Annotated in this window: 19 protein-coding genes and 1 tRNA gene; 12 read left to right on the top strand and 8 right to left on the bottom strand. The window is 69.4% G+C overall.

Annotation, left to right across the window (positions count from 1 at the left end; all coding sequences use genetic code 11):
* Positions 1–121 precede the first annotated feature (121 nt).
* Positions 122–198, bottom strand: a tRNA-Arg gene (locus tag EES48_RS11050).
* A gap of 53 nt (positions 199–251) precedes the next feature.
* Positions 252–563 (bottom strand): plasmid stabilization protein, encoded by a 312-nt coding sequence (locus EES48_RS11045; RefSeq protein WP_122466762.1) that lies wholly within the window; start codon positions 561–563, stop codon positions 252–254.
* A gap of 133 nt (positions 564–696) precedes the next feature.
* Between EES48_RS11045 and EES48_RS11040 the strand changes: the two genes are divergently transcribed.
* The 5 genes from EES48_RS11040 (at position 697) to EES48_RS11020 (ending at position 5,101) form a co-directional block, all read left to right on the top strand.
* On the top strand, positions 697–1,104 hold the full coding sequence (locus EES48_RS11040; RefSeq protein ID WP_122466758.1) for a hypothetical protein: 408 nt from the start codon (positions 697–699) through the stop codon (positions 1,102–1,104).
* A 68-nt stretch (positions 1,105–1,172) separates the two neighbouring features.
* Entirely contained in the window at positions 1,173–1,898 is a 726-nt protein-coding gene (gene gpmA, locus EES48_RS11035) for a 2,3-diphosphoglycerate-dependent phosphoglycerate mutase (RefSeq protein ID WP_122466754.1), read from the top strand.
* Positions 1,895–2,539, top strand: a complete 645-nt coding sequence (ribD, locus tag EES48_RS11030) for a bifunctional diaminohydroxyphosphoribosylaminopyrimidine deaminase/5-amino-6-(5-phosphoribosylamino)uracil reductase RibD (RefSeq protein WP_122466751.1) — start codon at positions 1,895–1,897, stop codon at positions 2,537–2,539. Before gpmA ends, ribD begins: the two co-directional genes overlap by 4 nt.
* A gap of 40 nt (positions 2,540–2,579) precedes the next feature.
* The gene (locus EES48_RS11025; RefSeq protein ID WP_122466748.1) at positions 2,580–3,857 is read left to right on the top strand and encodes a pentapeptide repeat-containing protein; all 1,278 of its coding nucleotides are present in this window, start codon (positions 2,580–2,582) and stop codon (positions 3,855–3,857) included.
* A complete protein-coding gene (locus EES48_RS11020; protein ID WP_122466746.1) occupies positions 3,854–5,101 on the top strand; it encodes a pentapeptide repeat-containing protein in 1,248 nt (415 codons plus the stop codon). Before EES48_RS11025 ends, EES48_RS11020 begins: the two co-directional genes overlap by 4 nt.
* Before the next feature lie 60 nt (positions 5,102–5,161).
* On the opposite strand, the gene EES48_RS11015 is transcribed toward EES48_RS11020, so the two are convergent.
* Entirely contained in the window at positions 5,162–5,659 is a 498-nt protein-coding gene (locus EES48_RS11015) for an Hsp20 family protein (protein ID WP_122466743.1), read from the bottom strand.
* 239 nt (positions 5,660–5,898) lie between these two features.
* On the opposite strand from EES48_RS11015, the gene EES48_RS11010 reads away from it, so the two are divergent.
* From EES48_RS11010 to EES48_RS10980, 7 genes are all read left to right on the top strand, one after another.
* A complete protein-coding gene (locus EES48_RS11010; RefSeq protein WP_122466741.1) occupies positions 5,899–6,774 on the top strand; it encodes a class I SAM-dependent methyltransferase in 876 nt (291 codons plus the stop codon).
* A 183-nt stretch (positions 6,775–6,957) separates the two neighbouring features.
* Positions 6,958–7,815 (top strand): class I SAM-dependent methyltransferase, encoded by an 858-nt coding sequence (locus tag EES48_RS11005; RefSeq protein ID WP_122466738.1) that lies wholly within the window; start codon positions 6,958–6,960, stop codon positions 7,813–7,815.
* Positions 7,812–8,834, top strand: a complete 1,023-nt coding sequence (locus EES48_RS11000) for an alpha/beta hydrolase (RefSeq protein ID WP_122466736.1) — start codon at positions 7,812–7,814, stop codon at positions 8,832–8,834. Before EES48_RS11005 ends, EES48_RS11000 begins: the two co-directional genes overlap by 4 nt.
* Before the next feature lie 68 nt (positions 8,835–8,902).
* Entirely contained in the window at positions 8,903–9,559 is a 657-nt protein-coding gene (locus EES48_RS10995) for a hypothetical protein (protein WP_122466734.1), read from the top strand.
* Positions 9,560–9,579: 20 nt separating this feature from the next.
* Positions 9,580–10,545 carry a cation diffusion facilitator family transporter gene (locus tag EES48_RS10990; protein ID WP_122466731.1) on the top strand — a complete coding sequence of 322 codons (966 nt, stop codon included), beginning with the start codon at positions 9,580–9,582 and terminating at the stop codon, positions 10,543–10,545.
* Between the two features lie 37 nt (positions 10,546–10,582).
* Positions 10,583–11,698 carry a CobW family GTP-binding protein gene (locus tag EES48_RS10985; protein WP_122466729.1) on the top strand — a complete coding sequence of 372 codons (1,116 nt, stop codon included), beginning with the start codon at positions 10,583–10,585 and terminating at the stop codon, positions 11,696–11,698.
* Positions 11,695–12,675 (top strand): WD40 repeat domain-containing protein, encoded by a 981-nt coding sequence (locus EES48_RS10980; RefSeq protein ID WP_122466726.1) that lies wholly within the window; start codon positions 11,695–11,697, stop codon positions 12,673–12,675. Before EES48_RS10985 ends, EES48_RS10980 begins: the two co-directional genes overlap by 4 nt.
* On the opposite strand, the gene EES48_RS10975 is transcribed toward EES48_RS10980, so the two are convergent.
* Genes EES48_RS10975 through EES48_RS10955 form a run of 5 tightly spaced genes read right to left on the bottom strand, consistent with a single transcriptional unit; the run spans position 12,657 to position 14,818 of the window.
* The gene (locus EES48_RS10975) at positions 12,657–13,055 is read right to left on the bottom strand and encodes a VOC family protein (RefSeq protein ID WP_205679437.1); all 399 of its coding nucleotides are present in this window, start codon (positions 13,053–13,055) and stop codon (positions 12,657–12,659) included. The genes EES48_RS10980 and EES48_RS10975 overlap by 19 nt on opposite strands.
* A complete protein-coding gene (locus EES48_RS10970; protein WP_162998125.1) occupies positions 13,052–13,483 on the bottom strand; it encodes a DUF1579 family protein in 432 nt (143 codons plus the stop codon). Before EES48_RS10970 ends, EES48_RS10975 begins: the two co-directional genes overlap by 4 nt.
* Positions 13,480–13,977 carry an SRPBCC family protein gene (locus EES48_RS10965; protein WP_122466721.1) on the bottom strand — a complete coding sequence of 166 codons (498 nt, stop codon included), beginning with the start codon at positions 13,975–13,977 and terminating at the stop codon, positions 13,480–13,482. The genes EES48_RS10970 and EES48_RS10965 overlap by 4 nt, the downstream gene beginning before the upstream one ends.
* Positions 13,974–14,510: an SRPBCC family protein gene (locus EES48_RS10960; protein WP_122466718.1), complete on the bottom strand. Its 537-nt coding sequence runs from the start codon at positions 14,508–14,510 to the stop codon at positions 13,974–13,976. The genes EES48_RS10965 and EES48_RS10960 overlap by 4 nt, the downstream gene beginning before the upstream one ends.
* Positions 14,507–14,818: an ArsR/SmtB family transcription factor gene (locus EES48_RS10955; protein WP_122466959.1), complete on the bottom strand. Its 312-nt coding sequence runs from the start codon at positions 14,816–14,818 to the stop codon at positions 14,507–14,509. The genes EES48_RS10960 and EES48_RS10955 overlap by 4 nt, the downstream gene beginning before the upstream one ends.
* Positions 14,819–14,878 lie beyond the last annotated feature (60 nt).

Raw genomic sequence — 14,878 nt, 5'->3', positions numbered from 1 at the left:
GGCGTTTCGAGACCACGGACTGGGATCGGATTGAATCCGGCTGGGAGGCTTAGATCGGGGGTCTTCTGGAGGGCTGCCGACGGAGGTGACGGATAGCCGCCCATGCTCAGTCGATGAAGCATGGCGACCCCGGGAGGACTCCAACCTCCGACCTCGGCTTTAGGAAAGCCTTGCTCTATGCAGCTGAGCTACGGGGCCATTGGCGTCGTCCCTAGCGGCTCGTCGAGGAGGGCGAAAGCCCCGACGCGGCCTCATCCGCCGCTAGACCTCTTCCGCCGGGTTTCCCAACCCTTCTTTGCGGCCGCCGAGCGGTCCGCCTTGGATCGGCCCGCCGAAGCCTGGCCTCCCTTGCGGCCACCCTTCCTGGCGGCCGGATGACCGGTGTCCGTGCCCCGGCCCGAGCCGCCCGGCTTCTTGCCGCCGCCGTCATCCTTGTTGACGGTCGCCCAGGCGCGTCGCTCGGCCTCCTTTTCCGACACGCCCCGCTTCGCGTAGCCCTCGGCGATGTGGTCGGCCTTGCGCTCCTGTTTGTCGGTATATTTGGTCTTGTCGCCACGAGGCATCACGGTCTCCCTTCAGCCACGACAATTGGAGCCGGGCGTGAAGGTTTCGCGGGCGCTGATATCGGCCGCCGGTTCTTCCCGCGCCTTGACACGTCCGTTGGAGGGACGCCCAATGCGCGAGGGAGCACAAGCCATGCGCGTCTTGATTATCATCGCCGCCATCCTGACCGCGCCCGGTCTGATGGGTTCGGGCATTCAGCCGTCCGAGGCGCGCGCTGAGCGACCCGGCCGCGCCTCGCAGTGTTTCCTGCCCCAGACCGTTCGCAACTATCGAACGGATGGTGATCACGCCGCCTATGTGAAGGATCTCTCGGGGCGTGTCTTCCTCCTCCAGACGAACGGCTGTCGGGGGCTGATCGTGTCACGCTCGATCGCCATCAGCCCGACCACGGGCGGCTCGGCCTGTGTGGGCGAGCCCGTCAGCATCGCCACCTCCGGGCCCTCGATCCGCGGCGAAAACAATTCGGTCTGCACCGCGCGCATCATGAAGCGGTTGACCCCGTCGGAAGTCGAAGCCTTGCCGCGCGGCGTCCGTCCCTAAAGGTCGATCCCCTTGACCCCCCGGCGGGTGGGTCATAGGCCGAACCTCCGTCCGTCACGGAGTTCACGATGCCGCGCCTGATCCTGCTGCGCCACGGCCAGAGCCAGTGGAACCTCGAAAACCGCTTTACCGGCTGGGTCGACGTCGACCTGACCGACAAGGGCGAGGCGGAGGCGCGAAAGGGCGGCGAACTGATCGCCGCCGAGGGCTTCCGGCCCGACGTGCTGTTCACCTCGGTCCTGACACGCGCCCAGCGGACGGGCCAAATCGCCCTTGAGGCGGCCGGACTGGACGGCGTGCCGGTGGTCGAGGACTGGCGGCTGAACGAGCGGCACTATGGCGGCCTGACCGGGCTCAACAAGGCCGAGACCACCGAGAAGCACGGCGACGCGCAGGTGAAGATCTGGCGGCGCAGCTATGATGTGCCGCCGCCGCCGATGGCCGCCGACAGTGAATGGTCTTTCGCGGCCGATCCGCGCTACGCCAGTCAGGACATTCCCGATACCGAGAGCCTGAAAACGACGCTGGAACGCGTGCTGCCCTACTGGGAGAGCGCCATCGCGCCGCGGCTCAAGACGGGCGACGACGTGCTGATCGCCGCCCACGGCAATTCGTTGCGCGCCATCGTCAAACACCTGTTCGATGTGCCGGACGACAGCATCGTCGGGGTCGAGATCCCGACCGGCAATCCGCTGCTGATCGATCTGGACGGCAAGCTCAGGCCGACGGCCGCGCGCTATCTGGACGCCGCACGCGCCCAGCCGCTCCCTCCCCTGCCGGCCGCCGCCGAATGAACGCCCCCGCCGGCGACGCCGACGCTCGCTTCATGGGCCGCGCGATCGAGCTGGCGCGCGGCCAGATGGGCGCCACCTGGCCCAATCCATCGGTGGCCTGCGTCATCGTCAGCGATGGTGAGGTGGTGGCCGAGGCCGCCACGGCTCAAGGCGGGCGCCCTCATGCCGAAGAGCAAGCCGTCCCCGCCGCCGGCGAGCGGGCCCGGGGCGCCACGGCCTATGTGACGCTGGAGCCGTGTGGCGCGCGCTCTTCGGGGCGCACCTCCTGCTCGCACTTCCTGGTCCAGGCCGGCGTGGCGCGGGTCGTGGTGGCGGCCGTCGATCCCTCGGCCTTCGCCGCCGGGCGTGGAATCGAGCGCCTGCGTCAGGCGGGACTGGAGGTCGAGGTCGGGCTGATGGCCGAACAGGCGGCCATTCTCTACGAAGGCTATCTGCATCGGGTCGAGACCGGCCGGCCCATGGTCAGGATCAGCGCCGACGGGGAGGGCTTCGACGCCCGTTTCGCCGCCTCGCCCAAGGCCGATCTGGCCACCGAACTGAAGCGGCTGGGCGAGGCCGGCTACACCCGGCTGTGGGTGTCGGCCGGCGACCTGGCCGATGCCCTGCGCGCCCAGAACCTGCTCAGCGACGAACAGGCTTAATCAAAGCTTCCTTAAGTGGTCGGGGCGCAGGCTTTCGAGCATGTCCGTCCGGCATCCGACCACCGCGCGCAGAAAGCTCAGCCAGGCTGATGTCGACGCCATCTGCGCGCGCCACGACCGGTTGTGGCAGGCGCGTCCGGGCGGCGCGCGGGCCGTGTTCGCCTGGATGGACCTGTCGGGCCTCGACCTGTCCGGCCGCAACCTGGCCGACGCCGATCTGTCGGCGGCGCTGCTGGTCGAGTGCAATCTTGCGAGGACCAAGCTGGATAACGCCAATCTGTTCGGCGCGGACATGGAGAACGCCATCCTGACCGAGGCGTCGCTGAGGCGGGCCGACCTTCGCGGCGCGTCGCTGCGCGGGGCCGACCTCACCGGCGCCGACCTGTTCGAAGCCGACCTGCGCGAGGGCGCCATGGCGGCCGCTGACGCCCACTCCGGCTACCGGGTCATCGAGCCGCGCTCCAAGTCCATCTCCCACGCCGGCGGCGCCAATCTGTCGGGCGCCAATCTGGAGCGCTCGCGCCTGTCCGGCATCATCGCCGTGGCCGCCGACTTTTCCGGCGCGGCCATGAAGGACTGCAAGCTGATCCGGGCCAATCTGAAGCAGGCCAATTTCAACGGGGCCGACCTGGCGGGCGCCGACCTGTCCGGGGCCGATCTGACCGGGGCCGATCTGCGCGACGCGGTATTGGTGGGGGTCAAGTCGGCCATGTGGCGGGTCGACGGGGCCGACATGACCGGCGCCCTGACCGACAACCGCTCGGCGGGGGAGCCCGTGTCGCGTCTGCCAGCCGCAGAGATGCTGAGGGAACACGCCCGGTGGTGCGAGTCCGACGGGGCCGAGGGCCAGCCTTCGGTGTTCGACAACGTCGATCTGCGCAGTCTGGACTCGATCCGGGGCCTGAACCTGACCGCCCTGTCGGCCAAGGGCGCGGTCTTCTACGGCCTCGACATGGAGGGTGTTCAGCTGCAGGGCGCCCACCTGGAGAACGCCGACCTGCGATCGGCCAAGCTCAAGGGCGCCGACCTGCGCGGGGCGCGCCTGAAGGGCGCACGGCTGGCGGGAGCCGATCTGCGCGAGGCGCAGCTAGGGCCGCTGCTGATCGGGCCGGAGCGCCTGCTGCCGGCCGACCTGACGCTGGCCAATCTGCGCGGCGCCGACCTGACCGGCGCGGATCTGAGACGGGCGTCGCTGGTTTCGGCCGACCTGTCGCGGGCCATCGTGCACGGCGTCAACGCCCGTCACGCCGACCTGACCGGCGCCCAGATGGCCGGGGCGCGCGGTCGCGACGAGATGCAGACTGGCGGCGACGAATGAGCCTCAGCCGCCGTATCACCCAGGCCGAGCTCGCCATGATCGCCGAGGCCCACGCCCGTTATGTCGAAGGTCGGGCCAACGGCCGCCGGGCGGTGCTCAAGTTCGTCGATCTGTCGGGTCTGGATTTGTCCGGCCTGATGCTGGACGACGCGGACCTGTCGGGCGCCAAGCTGACAGGCGCGAAGATGAAGGGGGTCCGTCTATCGCGGGCCCTGCTGTTCGGCGCCGACTTGGGTCAGGCCGATCTGCGCCAGGCGGTGCTTGTCCGGGCCGACATGCGCGGCGTAAGCCTGAAGGGCGCCAATCTTTCCCTGGCCGACCTAACCGGCGCCGATTTTCGCGAAGGCCAGATCGCCATCCCGCACCCCGACAAGGGTCTGGCGGCGGCGCGCCGGGAGCGGCGCGCCGGCGACGCCACCGACGCCGTGTTCACCGGCGCCACCCTGGATGGCTCGCGCTTCGACCAGTTGGAGGCGCTCAAAGCCGACTTCACCGACTGCTCGATGCGCGGAACCTGTCTGTCGCGCGCCAATCTGAAGGACGCCAACTTTTCGGGCGCTCTCTTGGAAGGAGCGGATGTGGCGGGGGCAAACCTGTCGGGCGCTCGCTTCGCGGGTGCGGTCCTGACCGGCTGCGCCACCGAGCGGGCGAGGCTGGACCGCACCGACTTCGGCGGCGCCCTGAGGGATCCCGACGCCAAGGCCATCCAGGCCGCCGAGATGATCTACCAGCAGGCCCGTGAAGCTCAGCAATGGGCCCAATCCGGCGGCAAGGCCGGCAAGCCGGCTAACTTCGACGGGCTCGATCTGCGTCCGCTGGGCGCGCGGCTGAAGGGCTATGTGCTGGCGGCGCTTAGCGCCCGGCAGGCCTGCCTGGTGGCGCTGGACTTCTCCGACTGCGAATTGCAGGGCGCGAACTTCGAGGGCGCCGATTTGCGCGGGGCCAAGTTCGTTGGGGCCGATCTGCGCGGCGCCCGCTTCGGCGGAGCCAATCTGGTCAAGGCCGACTTCCGCAAGGCCGATCTGACGCCGTTGCCGCTGGGCGCCGGTCGCAACCTGCCGACAAGCCTGGCCCGGGCAAGCCTGCGCTACGCTCACCTGAACGCAGCGCGGATGAATGGTATCGATCTGTCGGACGCTGACCTGGCTGGCGCGGACCTGACCGATGCGGTGATCACGGGGGCCCGACTCAATGGGGCGGTCCTCGATCAGGCCGTCGGCCTGTCGTTCGAAATCGCGGCCTGACCACGAAAAAGGGGCGACGCTGTCGCGCCGCCCCTCGGTCGTTCGCTATCGCCGATGGCCTTAGGCGGCCTTGGCGGTCTTGAGCGCGGTCTTGCCGGCCAGCTTGGCCTCGCCTTCGATCAGGGCCTGCCCGCCGCCGATCTCGATACGCCGGGGCTTCAGAGCTTCGGGCAATTCGCGTTTCAGAGAGATGGCCAGCAGGCCATTCTCCAGCGAGGCGTCGGTGACCATCACATAGTCGGCCAACTGGAAGCGGCGCTCGAAGTCGCGCTCTGCCAGACCGCGGTGCAGGAAGGTTCGGCCGTCCTGGGCGTCGTCGTTGGCGGTCTTGCGGCCGGTGACGGTCAGGAGGTTTTCCTTGACCTCGATCGACAGCTCGTCACGGCGGAAGCCGGCCACGGCGATCTCGATCCGATAGGCGTTCTCGCCCGTCGTTTCGATGTTGTAGGGCGGCCAGCCCGCGCCTTCGCCGGCCCGCGAGGCGGTCTCCAGCATGGAGGCCAGGCGGTCGAAGCCGACGGCCGAACGATACAGGGGGGTGAAGTCGATGGTGCGCATGATCAATCCTTCTGCGATCAGCAAGGTTGACCGGCCCGCGTCTGCCCGGGCCGGCGTTGGGGATCGGGCCCGTTGCGGTCTCTGATGAGCCCCGCGAACCCGGAACGCCCGGCGAACCGGCGCGTCCAGACGATGAGATGGGAGGGGCGTTTTTGGACCGCAAGGGGTGCGGCGCCGTGATTTCTTGGCCCGCATCTTCGCGCCGTCTACAAGGACCGAAACCGTCCGGAGACACCCCGATGCGCCGCGCCGTTCTCGCTTCCGTTCTCGCTCCTCTGGCCCTGATGGCCCCCTCCGCTGTGGCGCAACAGGCCCAGCCTCCCAGCGCCATGATGCCGGAGCATCACGAGGACGCGGCCCTGCAGACCGCTCTCGCCAATCCCACCCGCGACGACGCCGCCAAGGCGCGCGACGCCTTCCGCCATCCCTACGAGGCCCTGACCTTTTGGGGTCTGGCTCCGAACACGACGGTTCTGGAGATCGAGCCCGGCGCCGGTGGATGGTGGCTGGAGATCCTCGCCCCCTACGCCCAGGCGACCGGCGGCCGCTACATCGCCGCCCAAGGCGATCTCGGGGCGCCGGAGGTCTCGGATCGCGCCCGCCAGAGCCGCGCGGCGCTGCAGGAATCTCTGGCGGCCTATCCATCGGCCTCCATCGTGGATTTCGGACCGCGCGCGGGCATCGACGCGCCGGACGGGTCGGTCGACATGATCCTGACTGCACGGATGTTCCACAACTGGGCGCGCCAGGAAGGCCGGGTCGACCAGTACATGGCCGAGTTCGCGCGCGTGCTGAAGCCGGGCGGCGTCCTGGCCATCGAACAGCATCGCTCTCAGGATGGGCTGAATGTCGCTGATACCGCCTCGACGGGCTACGTTCCGGAAAGCTGGGTGATCCAGGCGGCGCAGAAGGCCGGCCTGACGCTGGACGCCCGCAGTGAGGTCAACGCCAATCCGGCAGACACCAAGGACCACCCCTTCGGCGTCTGGACCCTGCCGCCGGTGCGCAATTCCGAAGGCGACGGCCGCACTCTGACTGCCGAGGAGCGGGCCCGCTACGACGCCATCGGGGAGAGCGACCGCATGACCTTGCGGTTCCGCAAGCCGGCGGCCTGAGCCCCCGTCGGCAAATCGCCGCGCGTTACGGTGGACGCCCCCCGCGAACGTCTCTAGACCTTCGTGGGTCGGACGGATGCGGGCGTCCGATCTAGGATTAGGCTGATCGTGAAACCACCCCTGCCGGAGCGCGCCCTCCCGGCCCCGGAAGCGAGTCCGGGCCCCTCGCGTCGCCGCCTGCTGATGCTGACCGCCGCCACCGGGGTGGTCGCCGCCTGTGGGCGCCGCGAGGAGAAGGCGGCCGACCCCGGCGAACCGCCGGCGCCGACGGGGCCGCGTGAGGGCACGCTTGAATGGGCCGTCGCCGGCGACTGGCGTACCAATGACAGCGCCCGCGACGTCTGGCGTCATCCTCTCGAAACCCTGACCTTCTTCGGCCTCCAGCCGGGTATGACGGTGGTCGAGTTCTGGCCCGGGGCGGGCTGGTACACCGAGATCCTAGGCCCCTACCTGGCACGGGGCGGCGGCAAGCTCTACGCCGCCGGGTTCGAACTGGGCGAGACGCCGGTGCCGGCCCAGGCTCAGTTGATGGAGCGGTTCCGTGACCGCTTCCGCAACCGTCGCGTCTATGGCGATGTCGAGATCACCGAATTCGGACCGACCAGCGTCGAGGTCGCGCCCGCCGGCAGCGCCGATCTGGCCCTGTTCATGCGCAGCCTTCATCTTTTCATGGCGGCGGGCCTGGCGGAAAAGGCCTTCGCCGACGCCTTCGTGGCGCTGAAGCCGGGCGGCATCCTTGGCATCGAGCAGCACCGCGCCGCCGCCGACGAGGATCAGGATCCGGCCGCGGCTTCGGGCTATGTGCAGGAAGCCTTCGTCCGGCAGTTGGCCGAGGAGGCCGGCTTCGTTTTCGTCGAGGCCAGCGACATCAACGCCAATCCCGAGGATACCAAGGACCATCCCTTCGGCGTCGAGACCCTGCCGCCGCAGCGTCTTAGCGCGCCGATGGGCGAGCCGCCGGACCCGACCTTCGACCACACGCCCTATGACGAGATTGGCGAGAGCGACCGCATGACGCTCAAGTTCCGCAAGCCCGCATGAGCGCCGCGGGGGGTACGGAGCGGGCGCCGGTAAGGAACCGAGCCAGGGAGTTCGCCGAGGCGGCTCCATTGATGGGGGTGCCCGGCGCGCAACCGCCACCGGGCGGATCGGCGGAGTGGTTCAGGGGCGCCGGGGGTCTGCGCCTGCGCGCCGCCCTGTGGACACCAGCCGGGACGCCGCGCGGAACCGTGGTGGTCAGCCCCGGACGAACCGAGCCGATCGAGAAATACTATGAGCTCATCGGCAATCTTCTGGCGCGCGACTGGTGCGTCCTGGCTCATGACTGGCGCGGCCAGGGGCTGTCCGCGCGCCTGTTGCCCGACCGGATGAAGGGCCACGCGCGAGCGGTCGAGGAGTTTCTGGACGACTACAGCCGCTTGATCTCCGCCTTTGAGGCGCGCCTGCCCAAGCCCTGGATGATGCTCGGCCATTCCATGGGCGCGACATTGAACCTGCTGAGCCTGCAGGCCGGGGAGAGCCGCTTCGCCGCCGCCTTGCTATCCAGCCCGATGCTCCGCATCACCACCGGCAAGCGGTCGATGTGGTCGGTCAAACTGGCCACCCGTTGGCACGTCAGAAACGGCAAGGCCGGCGACTATGTGCTGGGCGAACTGGACGATCCCTTCGCTCACGACTTCGAACACAACGCCCTGACATCCGACGAGGGCCGCTACGATTTGTTCCGCCAGCAGCTTCTGGCATGCCCGCATCTGGCGCTGGGCGGTCCCACCTGGGGCTGGCTGGCCTTTGCGCTCGACGCCGGCGAACGGGCGCTCAAGCCCCGGGCGCTGCGGCGCGTGGCGACGCCGTTGGCGGTCGTGCAGTCGGGGGATGACACCCGCGTCTGGAAGACCACCAACGCCTGGGCGGCCAAGCGGATTCCCGGGGCGCACTACGTCGAGGTCGAAGGCGCGCGGCACGAAGTGATCATGGAGACAGACCCCCTGCGCGGGCGGTTTCTCGCCGAATTCGATCGCTTCTCCGACGAAATCGCGAAAGGACCCGGCCTCCCGGACTGAAAGAGCGATGATCGCCGCAGCGCGCGATTCTGCTGGAAAGTTACACTATAACAGTTTAGGGGTCGGCGATGGACCCCGCCGCCCATTCCCTGACCCTGTCGCTGATCGGCGGCGGCTTCGTGGCGGCGGCCCTGCACACGGCCCTGCCGACCCACTGGCTGCCCTTCGTCCTTGTCGGCCGCGCCCAGGGGTGGACCGGTCGCCAGACCTTGTGGGCGGCGGCGGCGGCGGCGTTCGCCCACACCCTATCGACCGCGACGGTCGGGCTGGTGATCATCGCCGCGGGCCTGGCCATCGATCACTGGATCACCGGCCTGCTGCCCTATCTGGCCGGCGGAGCGCTGCTGGGCATGGGCGGTTGGTATCTGTGGCGCTACAGTCGGCGACCGGCGCGCGGCGTTGGCGCCCAGGCCGTGGCGGCCGAACGGACGACCGGACACGGTCACGCGGCGGCGTTCTGGGGTCTGATCGTGATGCTGGCCGTGTCGCCCGGCGAGGTGCTGCTGCCGCTTTATCTGGGCGCCGCCAACGCCGGGGTTCCGGCGCTGCTCGCCCTGACCGTCGCCTTCTGGGCCGGGGCGACCCTGGGCATGGTCGTGCTGACCGGATTCGCCTGGGCGGGCTCAACGGCGCTGAAGCTGGAACGGCTGGCGCGGTATGAAGGCCTGATCCTGGGCCTGGCCCTGATCGGGCTCGGGCTGGTCGTCCTCTTCCACCCCCACTGAGACGGGGCTAACGCTGGCGAATGGCCCACGACGCCCACAGCCACACGCATCACCATCCGGGCGGCGGGCACGGCCACGGGCATGGACACACGCACGGCCACGGGCATCACCATGGTCCGGTCGACACCGGCGACTGGCGCTACGCCGTCGGACTGGCGGTCAATCTCGCCTTCGTGGTGGTGGAGTTCACGGCCGGGCTGATCGCGGGCTCGACGGCGCTGCTGGCCGACGCCGGGCACAATCTGTCGGACGTGCTGGGCCTGGCCATGGCCGGCGGCGCGGCCTGGCTGGCGCGGCACAGCGCCCACGGCGCGGCGGGCGGGCGTCGCACCTATGGGCTGGGGAAGGCCACGGTGCTCGCGGCTCTCGGCAACGCCCTGCTGTTGATCTTCGCCTGTGGGGCCATCGCCTTCGAGGCCGTGCGCCGCTTCGCCGAGCCGGCGTCGGTCGAATCCTGGACCATCATGATCGTGGCCGGCATCGGCTTCGTCATCAATCTGGGCACGGCCATGCTGTTCATGAACAGCCAGCACGACCTCAACGCCCGCGGCGCCTATCTGCACATGCTGGCCGACGCCGGGGTGTCGCTGGGGGTCGTCGTCGCCGGCGGCGTGATCCTGCTGACCGGCTGGAGCCTGGTCGATCCGCTGGTCAGCCTGGCCATCGTGGCGGTGATCCTGCTGGGCACCTGGGGCCTGCTGAAGGACTCGGTCAATCTGGCGCTGGACGGGGCCCCGGCCGGGGTCGACATGGCCGCCGTCAGCCGCGCCCTGACCGAGCTCCCCGGTGTCCGCGCCGTCCACGACCTGCACGTCTGGGCCCTGTCGACCACCGAGACCGCCCTGACCGTGCACCTGGTCCATGACCGCCCGGACGTCCCGGCCCTTCTGGCCGAGGCGCAAGGCCTGGTCCGCGATCGCTTCGGCATCGGCCACACCACCTTCCAGACGGAGCCCGAGCCCCTGCCGGATTGTCCTGGCTGCTGATCTTCACAAGCGGCCCCCGAAGCGCCATCTGGCGGCCATGACCGACAAGATCCCCGTGACCGTGCTGACCGGCTATCTCGGCGCCGGCAAGACCACCCTGCTGAATCGCATCCTCACCGAGGACCACGGCAAGCGATACGCCGTCATCGTCAACGAGTTCGGCGAGATCGGCATCGACAACGACCTGGTGGTCGGGGCCGACGAGGATGTGTTCGAGATGAACAACGGCTGCGTCTGCTGCACCGTGCGCGGCGACCTGATCCGGGTCGTCTCCGGCCTGATGAAGCGCCAGCGGCCGGGCCAGCCCGCCTTTGACGCTATCATCGTCGAGACCACGGGCCTGGCCGACCCAGGCCCGGTGGCCCAGACCTTCTTCGTCGACGCCGATGTCCAGGCCAAGACCCAGCTGGACAGCGTCACCGCCCTGGTCGACGCCCGTCACGTCATGGCGCGGTTGGACGACTCGAAGGAAGCGCGCGAGCAGGTCGCCTTCGCCGACCGCATCATCCTGAACAAGACCGACCTCGCCTCCGAGGACGAACTGGCGACCGTGGAGCGACGCCTGCGCGGGCTGAACCCGCTGGCGCCTATCACCCGCGCCGTGCGTGCCGACGTGCCGCTGGACCAGGTGCTGGGGCTGGGCGGCTTCGATCTGGAGCGCATCCGCGACCTCCATCCGGAATTCGATACGCCCGGGTCGGGGCCCGCCCACGGCGAGCCCGGCCACGTCCACGACGAACACTGCGGCCACGATCACCACGGGCATGAGCATGGCCACGACCACGGCCATCATGACCACGACGGCGAACTGGACACACTGGACTCTCCCTCCGGCGCGCGCGGCCACGCCCATCAGGACGATATCCGGGGCGTCTCCCTCAGCCTCGATCGGCCTATCGACGGCGCCCGCTTCACCCGCTGGCTGGACGAGCTGCTGGCTTCCAAGGGCCAGGACATCCTGCGCGCCAAGGGCATCATCGACGTTCACGGCGAGGACCGTCGCCTGGTCTTTCAGGCGGTGCACATGATCCTGGAGGGCGATCTCCAGCGCGAATGGGGCGACACCGAGCGCCGCTGGAGCCGCGCCGTCTTCATCGGCCGCGACCTGGACGAGGCCGCGCTCAAGGCCGGCTTCGAGGCCTGCGCGGCGTGACGGCCTTCACCTTTGACGCCCAGCCGACCGCCGCCCTGTTCGATCGCCAGGGCGCGGTGTTCGCGCTCGGCGACGGGTCGGTGCGGTTCGCCTCGGGCGAGCGGACCGAGGCGCATGATGGGGCGGTGCTGTGCGCCGCCGTCCATCCGTCCGGCGACGGGATCGTCACCGGCGGCGACGACGGCAAGCTGGTCTGGACGCGTCGCGACGCCGCCGCCGTGCTGGCCACCGTCAAGGGCTGGGTCGACGCCGTGGCGGCGGCGCCCGGGACGGGCCTGATCGCCTTTTCCAGCGGACGCACCGCGAGCGTGCTGGACGTCAAGGACGACCTGTTCCGCCGCGACTTCGCCCATGAACGCACCGTTGCGGCCCTGGCCTTCGATCCCAAGGGGCGGCGGCTGGCGGCGGCGACCTATGGCGGGGCGGCCCTGTGGTTCGCGCGCATCGAGAGCCAGAAGCCGACCATGATGAAATGGGCCGGGTCGCACACGGCCGTGGCCTTCGCCCCCGATGGTCGCTTCCTGTTCACCGCCATGCAGGACAACCAGCTGCACGGCTGGCGGCTCAGTGACGCCAAGGACATGCGCATGGGCGGCTATCCGGCGCGGATCCGCGACATGAGCTTTCTGGCCAAGGGCCGGCTGATGGCGACCTCGGGCGCGCACGGGGGCGTGTTGTGGCCGCTGTCGGGCGCCAACGGGCCCATGGGCCAGTCGGCGATCGAGATCGGCCGCGAGGGCGACGATACGGTTGTGACAGCCGTGGCCTCCAGCCCGGCCCACGGCTATCTCGCGGCGGGTCTGGCCGACGGCCGGGTGTGGCTGGCCGAGCCGGCAGGCGACCGGCTGAATTGGCTCAGCGAGGATCGCGGCGCGCCGGTCGTCGCCCTGTCCATGAACGCGGACGCTTCGAGCGTCTGCTGGGCCCGCGAGGATGGCGAGGCGGGGGTCGTTGATCTTCAGTCCGCGATCGCCTGATACAGCATGATCAGGTTGCCGTAGGTGTCGTTCAGTGTGGCGCCACGCACGGCGCCCATGTCCTGGGGGTCACCGAGGAACGCGACCCCCAGTCGGGTCAGGCGCGCATGTTCGGCGTCGATGTCATCGACCTGAAAGGCAGTCCAGGGGATGCCCTGCGCTCGCATCCAGTCCTGAAAGGCGCGAACCTCAGGTCGTTGGCCTCCGGGTTCGATTGACAGCTCGACCCCTTCCGGATCGGCAGGGGAGACGACGCTCAACCAGCGCACCGACCCCATGGGAATGTTCTGCTTCACCTGGAAGCCCAGCGTGCCGACATAGAAGGCCTCGGCCTTGTCCTGATCGTCGACGGCGATGCTGGTCAGCCTGATGCGGATCATGCGGAGGCTCCCTTGCGGCGATAGTCGGTGACGGTGAAGTCGCGCCACTGGCCGTCAGCGCCCTTGACCCGACCGGTCTGCCGTCGATGATCGGCCGAGAGTTGTTCGAACACGTCGTCGTAGTCGGCGACCTCGCCCTCCCCATCGAAGCTGGGGCCCCGGCTGCGCAGGTGAAGCCGACCGTCGGCCTCCACGCCTCCGCGATAGGTCCACAGATGAGGGTGGCCCCAGTTGACGAAGTCGCCCGTGGCCTCGCCGGTCTCGGGATCGAGCGCGATCTGAAAGCGATAGTCGTTGCCCTCCATCACCAGCCAGACGCCCCGGCGATCGACCCGCTCGGTCCCGGTCTGCCGTTGCGCGGGATGATCGGGCACGGAGCGCCCTTCGAAGGTCCACTCGCCGACCATTTGATCCAGCCAATCGCTCATCGTGTCGTTTCCTCTGATCGCCCGCCTGCCCATCCCGGCGCCCAGGCCGAGGGGTGGCGATCCTCGACCAGGTCGGGCTCGATCCCATGCTCCAGCCAGACCTTCAGCCCGGCCAGGACCAGGGCGAAGCCGCCGGTGGACTCGATCGCCTTGGCCGCCTGCTTGGACGGGCTGCCCGAGAAGCCCCGGTTGACCACGGTCAACCACGTTCCAAGCGGATGGTCTTCGAAGACCCACTCCACCTCTGTCGGATCGCTGTCGACGTCCCAGTCCATCAGGATGCGGCGGCCCGGCTCGAAGGCCTTGACCTGAACCTCGGTCGAGAAGCCGTACATGCCCCAGGTCCAGCGCACGCTGGCGCCCTCGGCCAGCGGCCCGCTCGCTTCGGTGAACCAGTAGCGGGCGATCTGATCGGGTTCGGCGACGGCGGCGAACACCACCTCCGGCGATCGGCGGATCAGCATGCCGGCCTCAGCTACGCCTAACTCGGTCATTGGCGGACCTCCGCCGCATAAGCGGCGCGCAGCCCTCGCCACCGCGGCCAATCCCAGCCGTGACGCCGGCCCCTGATCGCGTCGTCCAGCCCCTCCATGTGATGATGCCAGCCGCTGAGGGTGCGCGACAGGTCACGCTCCCACTCGGCCGGCACGCGGTGCGTCAGGGTCAGGTGCGTGCCGCCGCCGTCCGGCCGCAGGCGCCAGCTGACCACCGAGTCGGGGTGGCCGAAGCTGTGTTCGAACAGCTCGGGCGGCCGCCAGGTGAGTATCTCGTTGGCCTGGCGGCGCACGTCGTCGCGACAGGGGAAGTCCTCGGTTTCGGGCTGTTCGAAGGTCAGGATCATGGCCCCGCCGGCGCGCGGTTCGATCTCGGCGGCGGCCAGCCAGCCGCGCAGGCCCTCGGGCGTGGTCAGGGCGGCCCAGACCCGTTCGGGCGAATGGCGCAGGCGGCGCTCGAACCGCAGCTCCCATCCGCCGTCCGCTTCGCGCCAGGTCCCGGCGTCGGCGCCGAGGGTGTGGCCGTCGGTCATTGGGGAAACTCCCGGTCGAGGTGCGCCTCCAAGGCGTCCAGTTTCGAGGACCAGAACCGGCGATACGGCTCCAGCCAGGCGTCGATCTCGGCCAGCGGCCTCGGATCGAGCGAATAGAGCCGTTGCACGCCCGCTTTTCTGACGCGCACCAGACCGGCCTCGCGCAGCACCGACAGGTGGCGCGACACCGTCGGCTGGGCCACCGGCAGGGCCTGCACGAAATCACCGGCCGGTCGCTCGCCGTCGGCCAGCATGGCGACGATGGCGAGACGATGCGGATCCGCGAGGGCGGCGAAAGCGGGGGTCATTTGCATAGCTAACCATCTATATAGTCGGTCGTCAATATAGGGGTGGTTTCAGGCGCGCTT

Origin of the sequence: Brevundimonas lutea, from assembly GCF_003704105.1 — a bacterium.
In the GTDB taxonomy this organism is placed as follows: Bacteria; Pseudomonadota; Alphaproteobacteria; order Caulobacterales; family Caulobacteraceae; genus Brevundimonas; species Brevundimonas lutea.
This window is presented reverse-complemented; position numbering and strand designations above follow the sequence as displayed.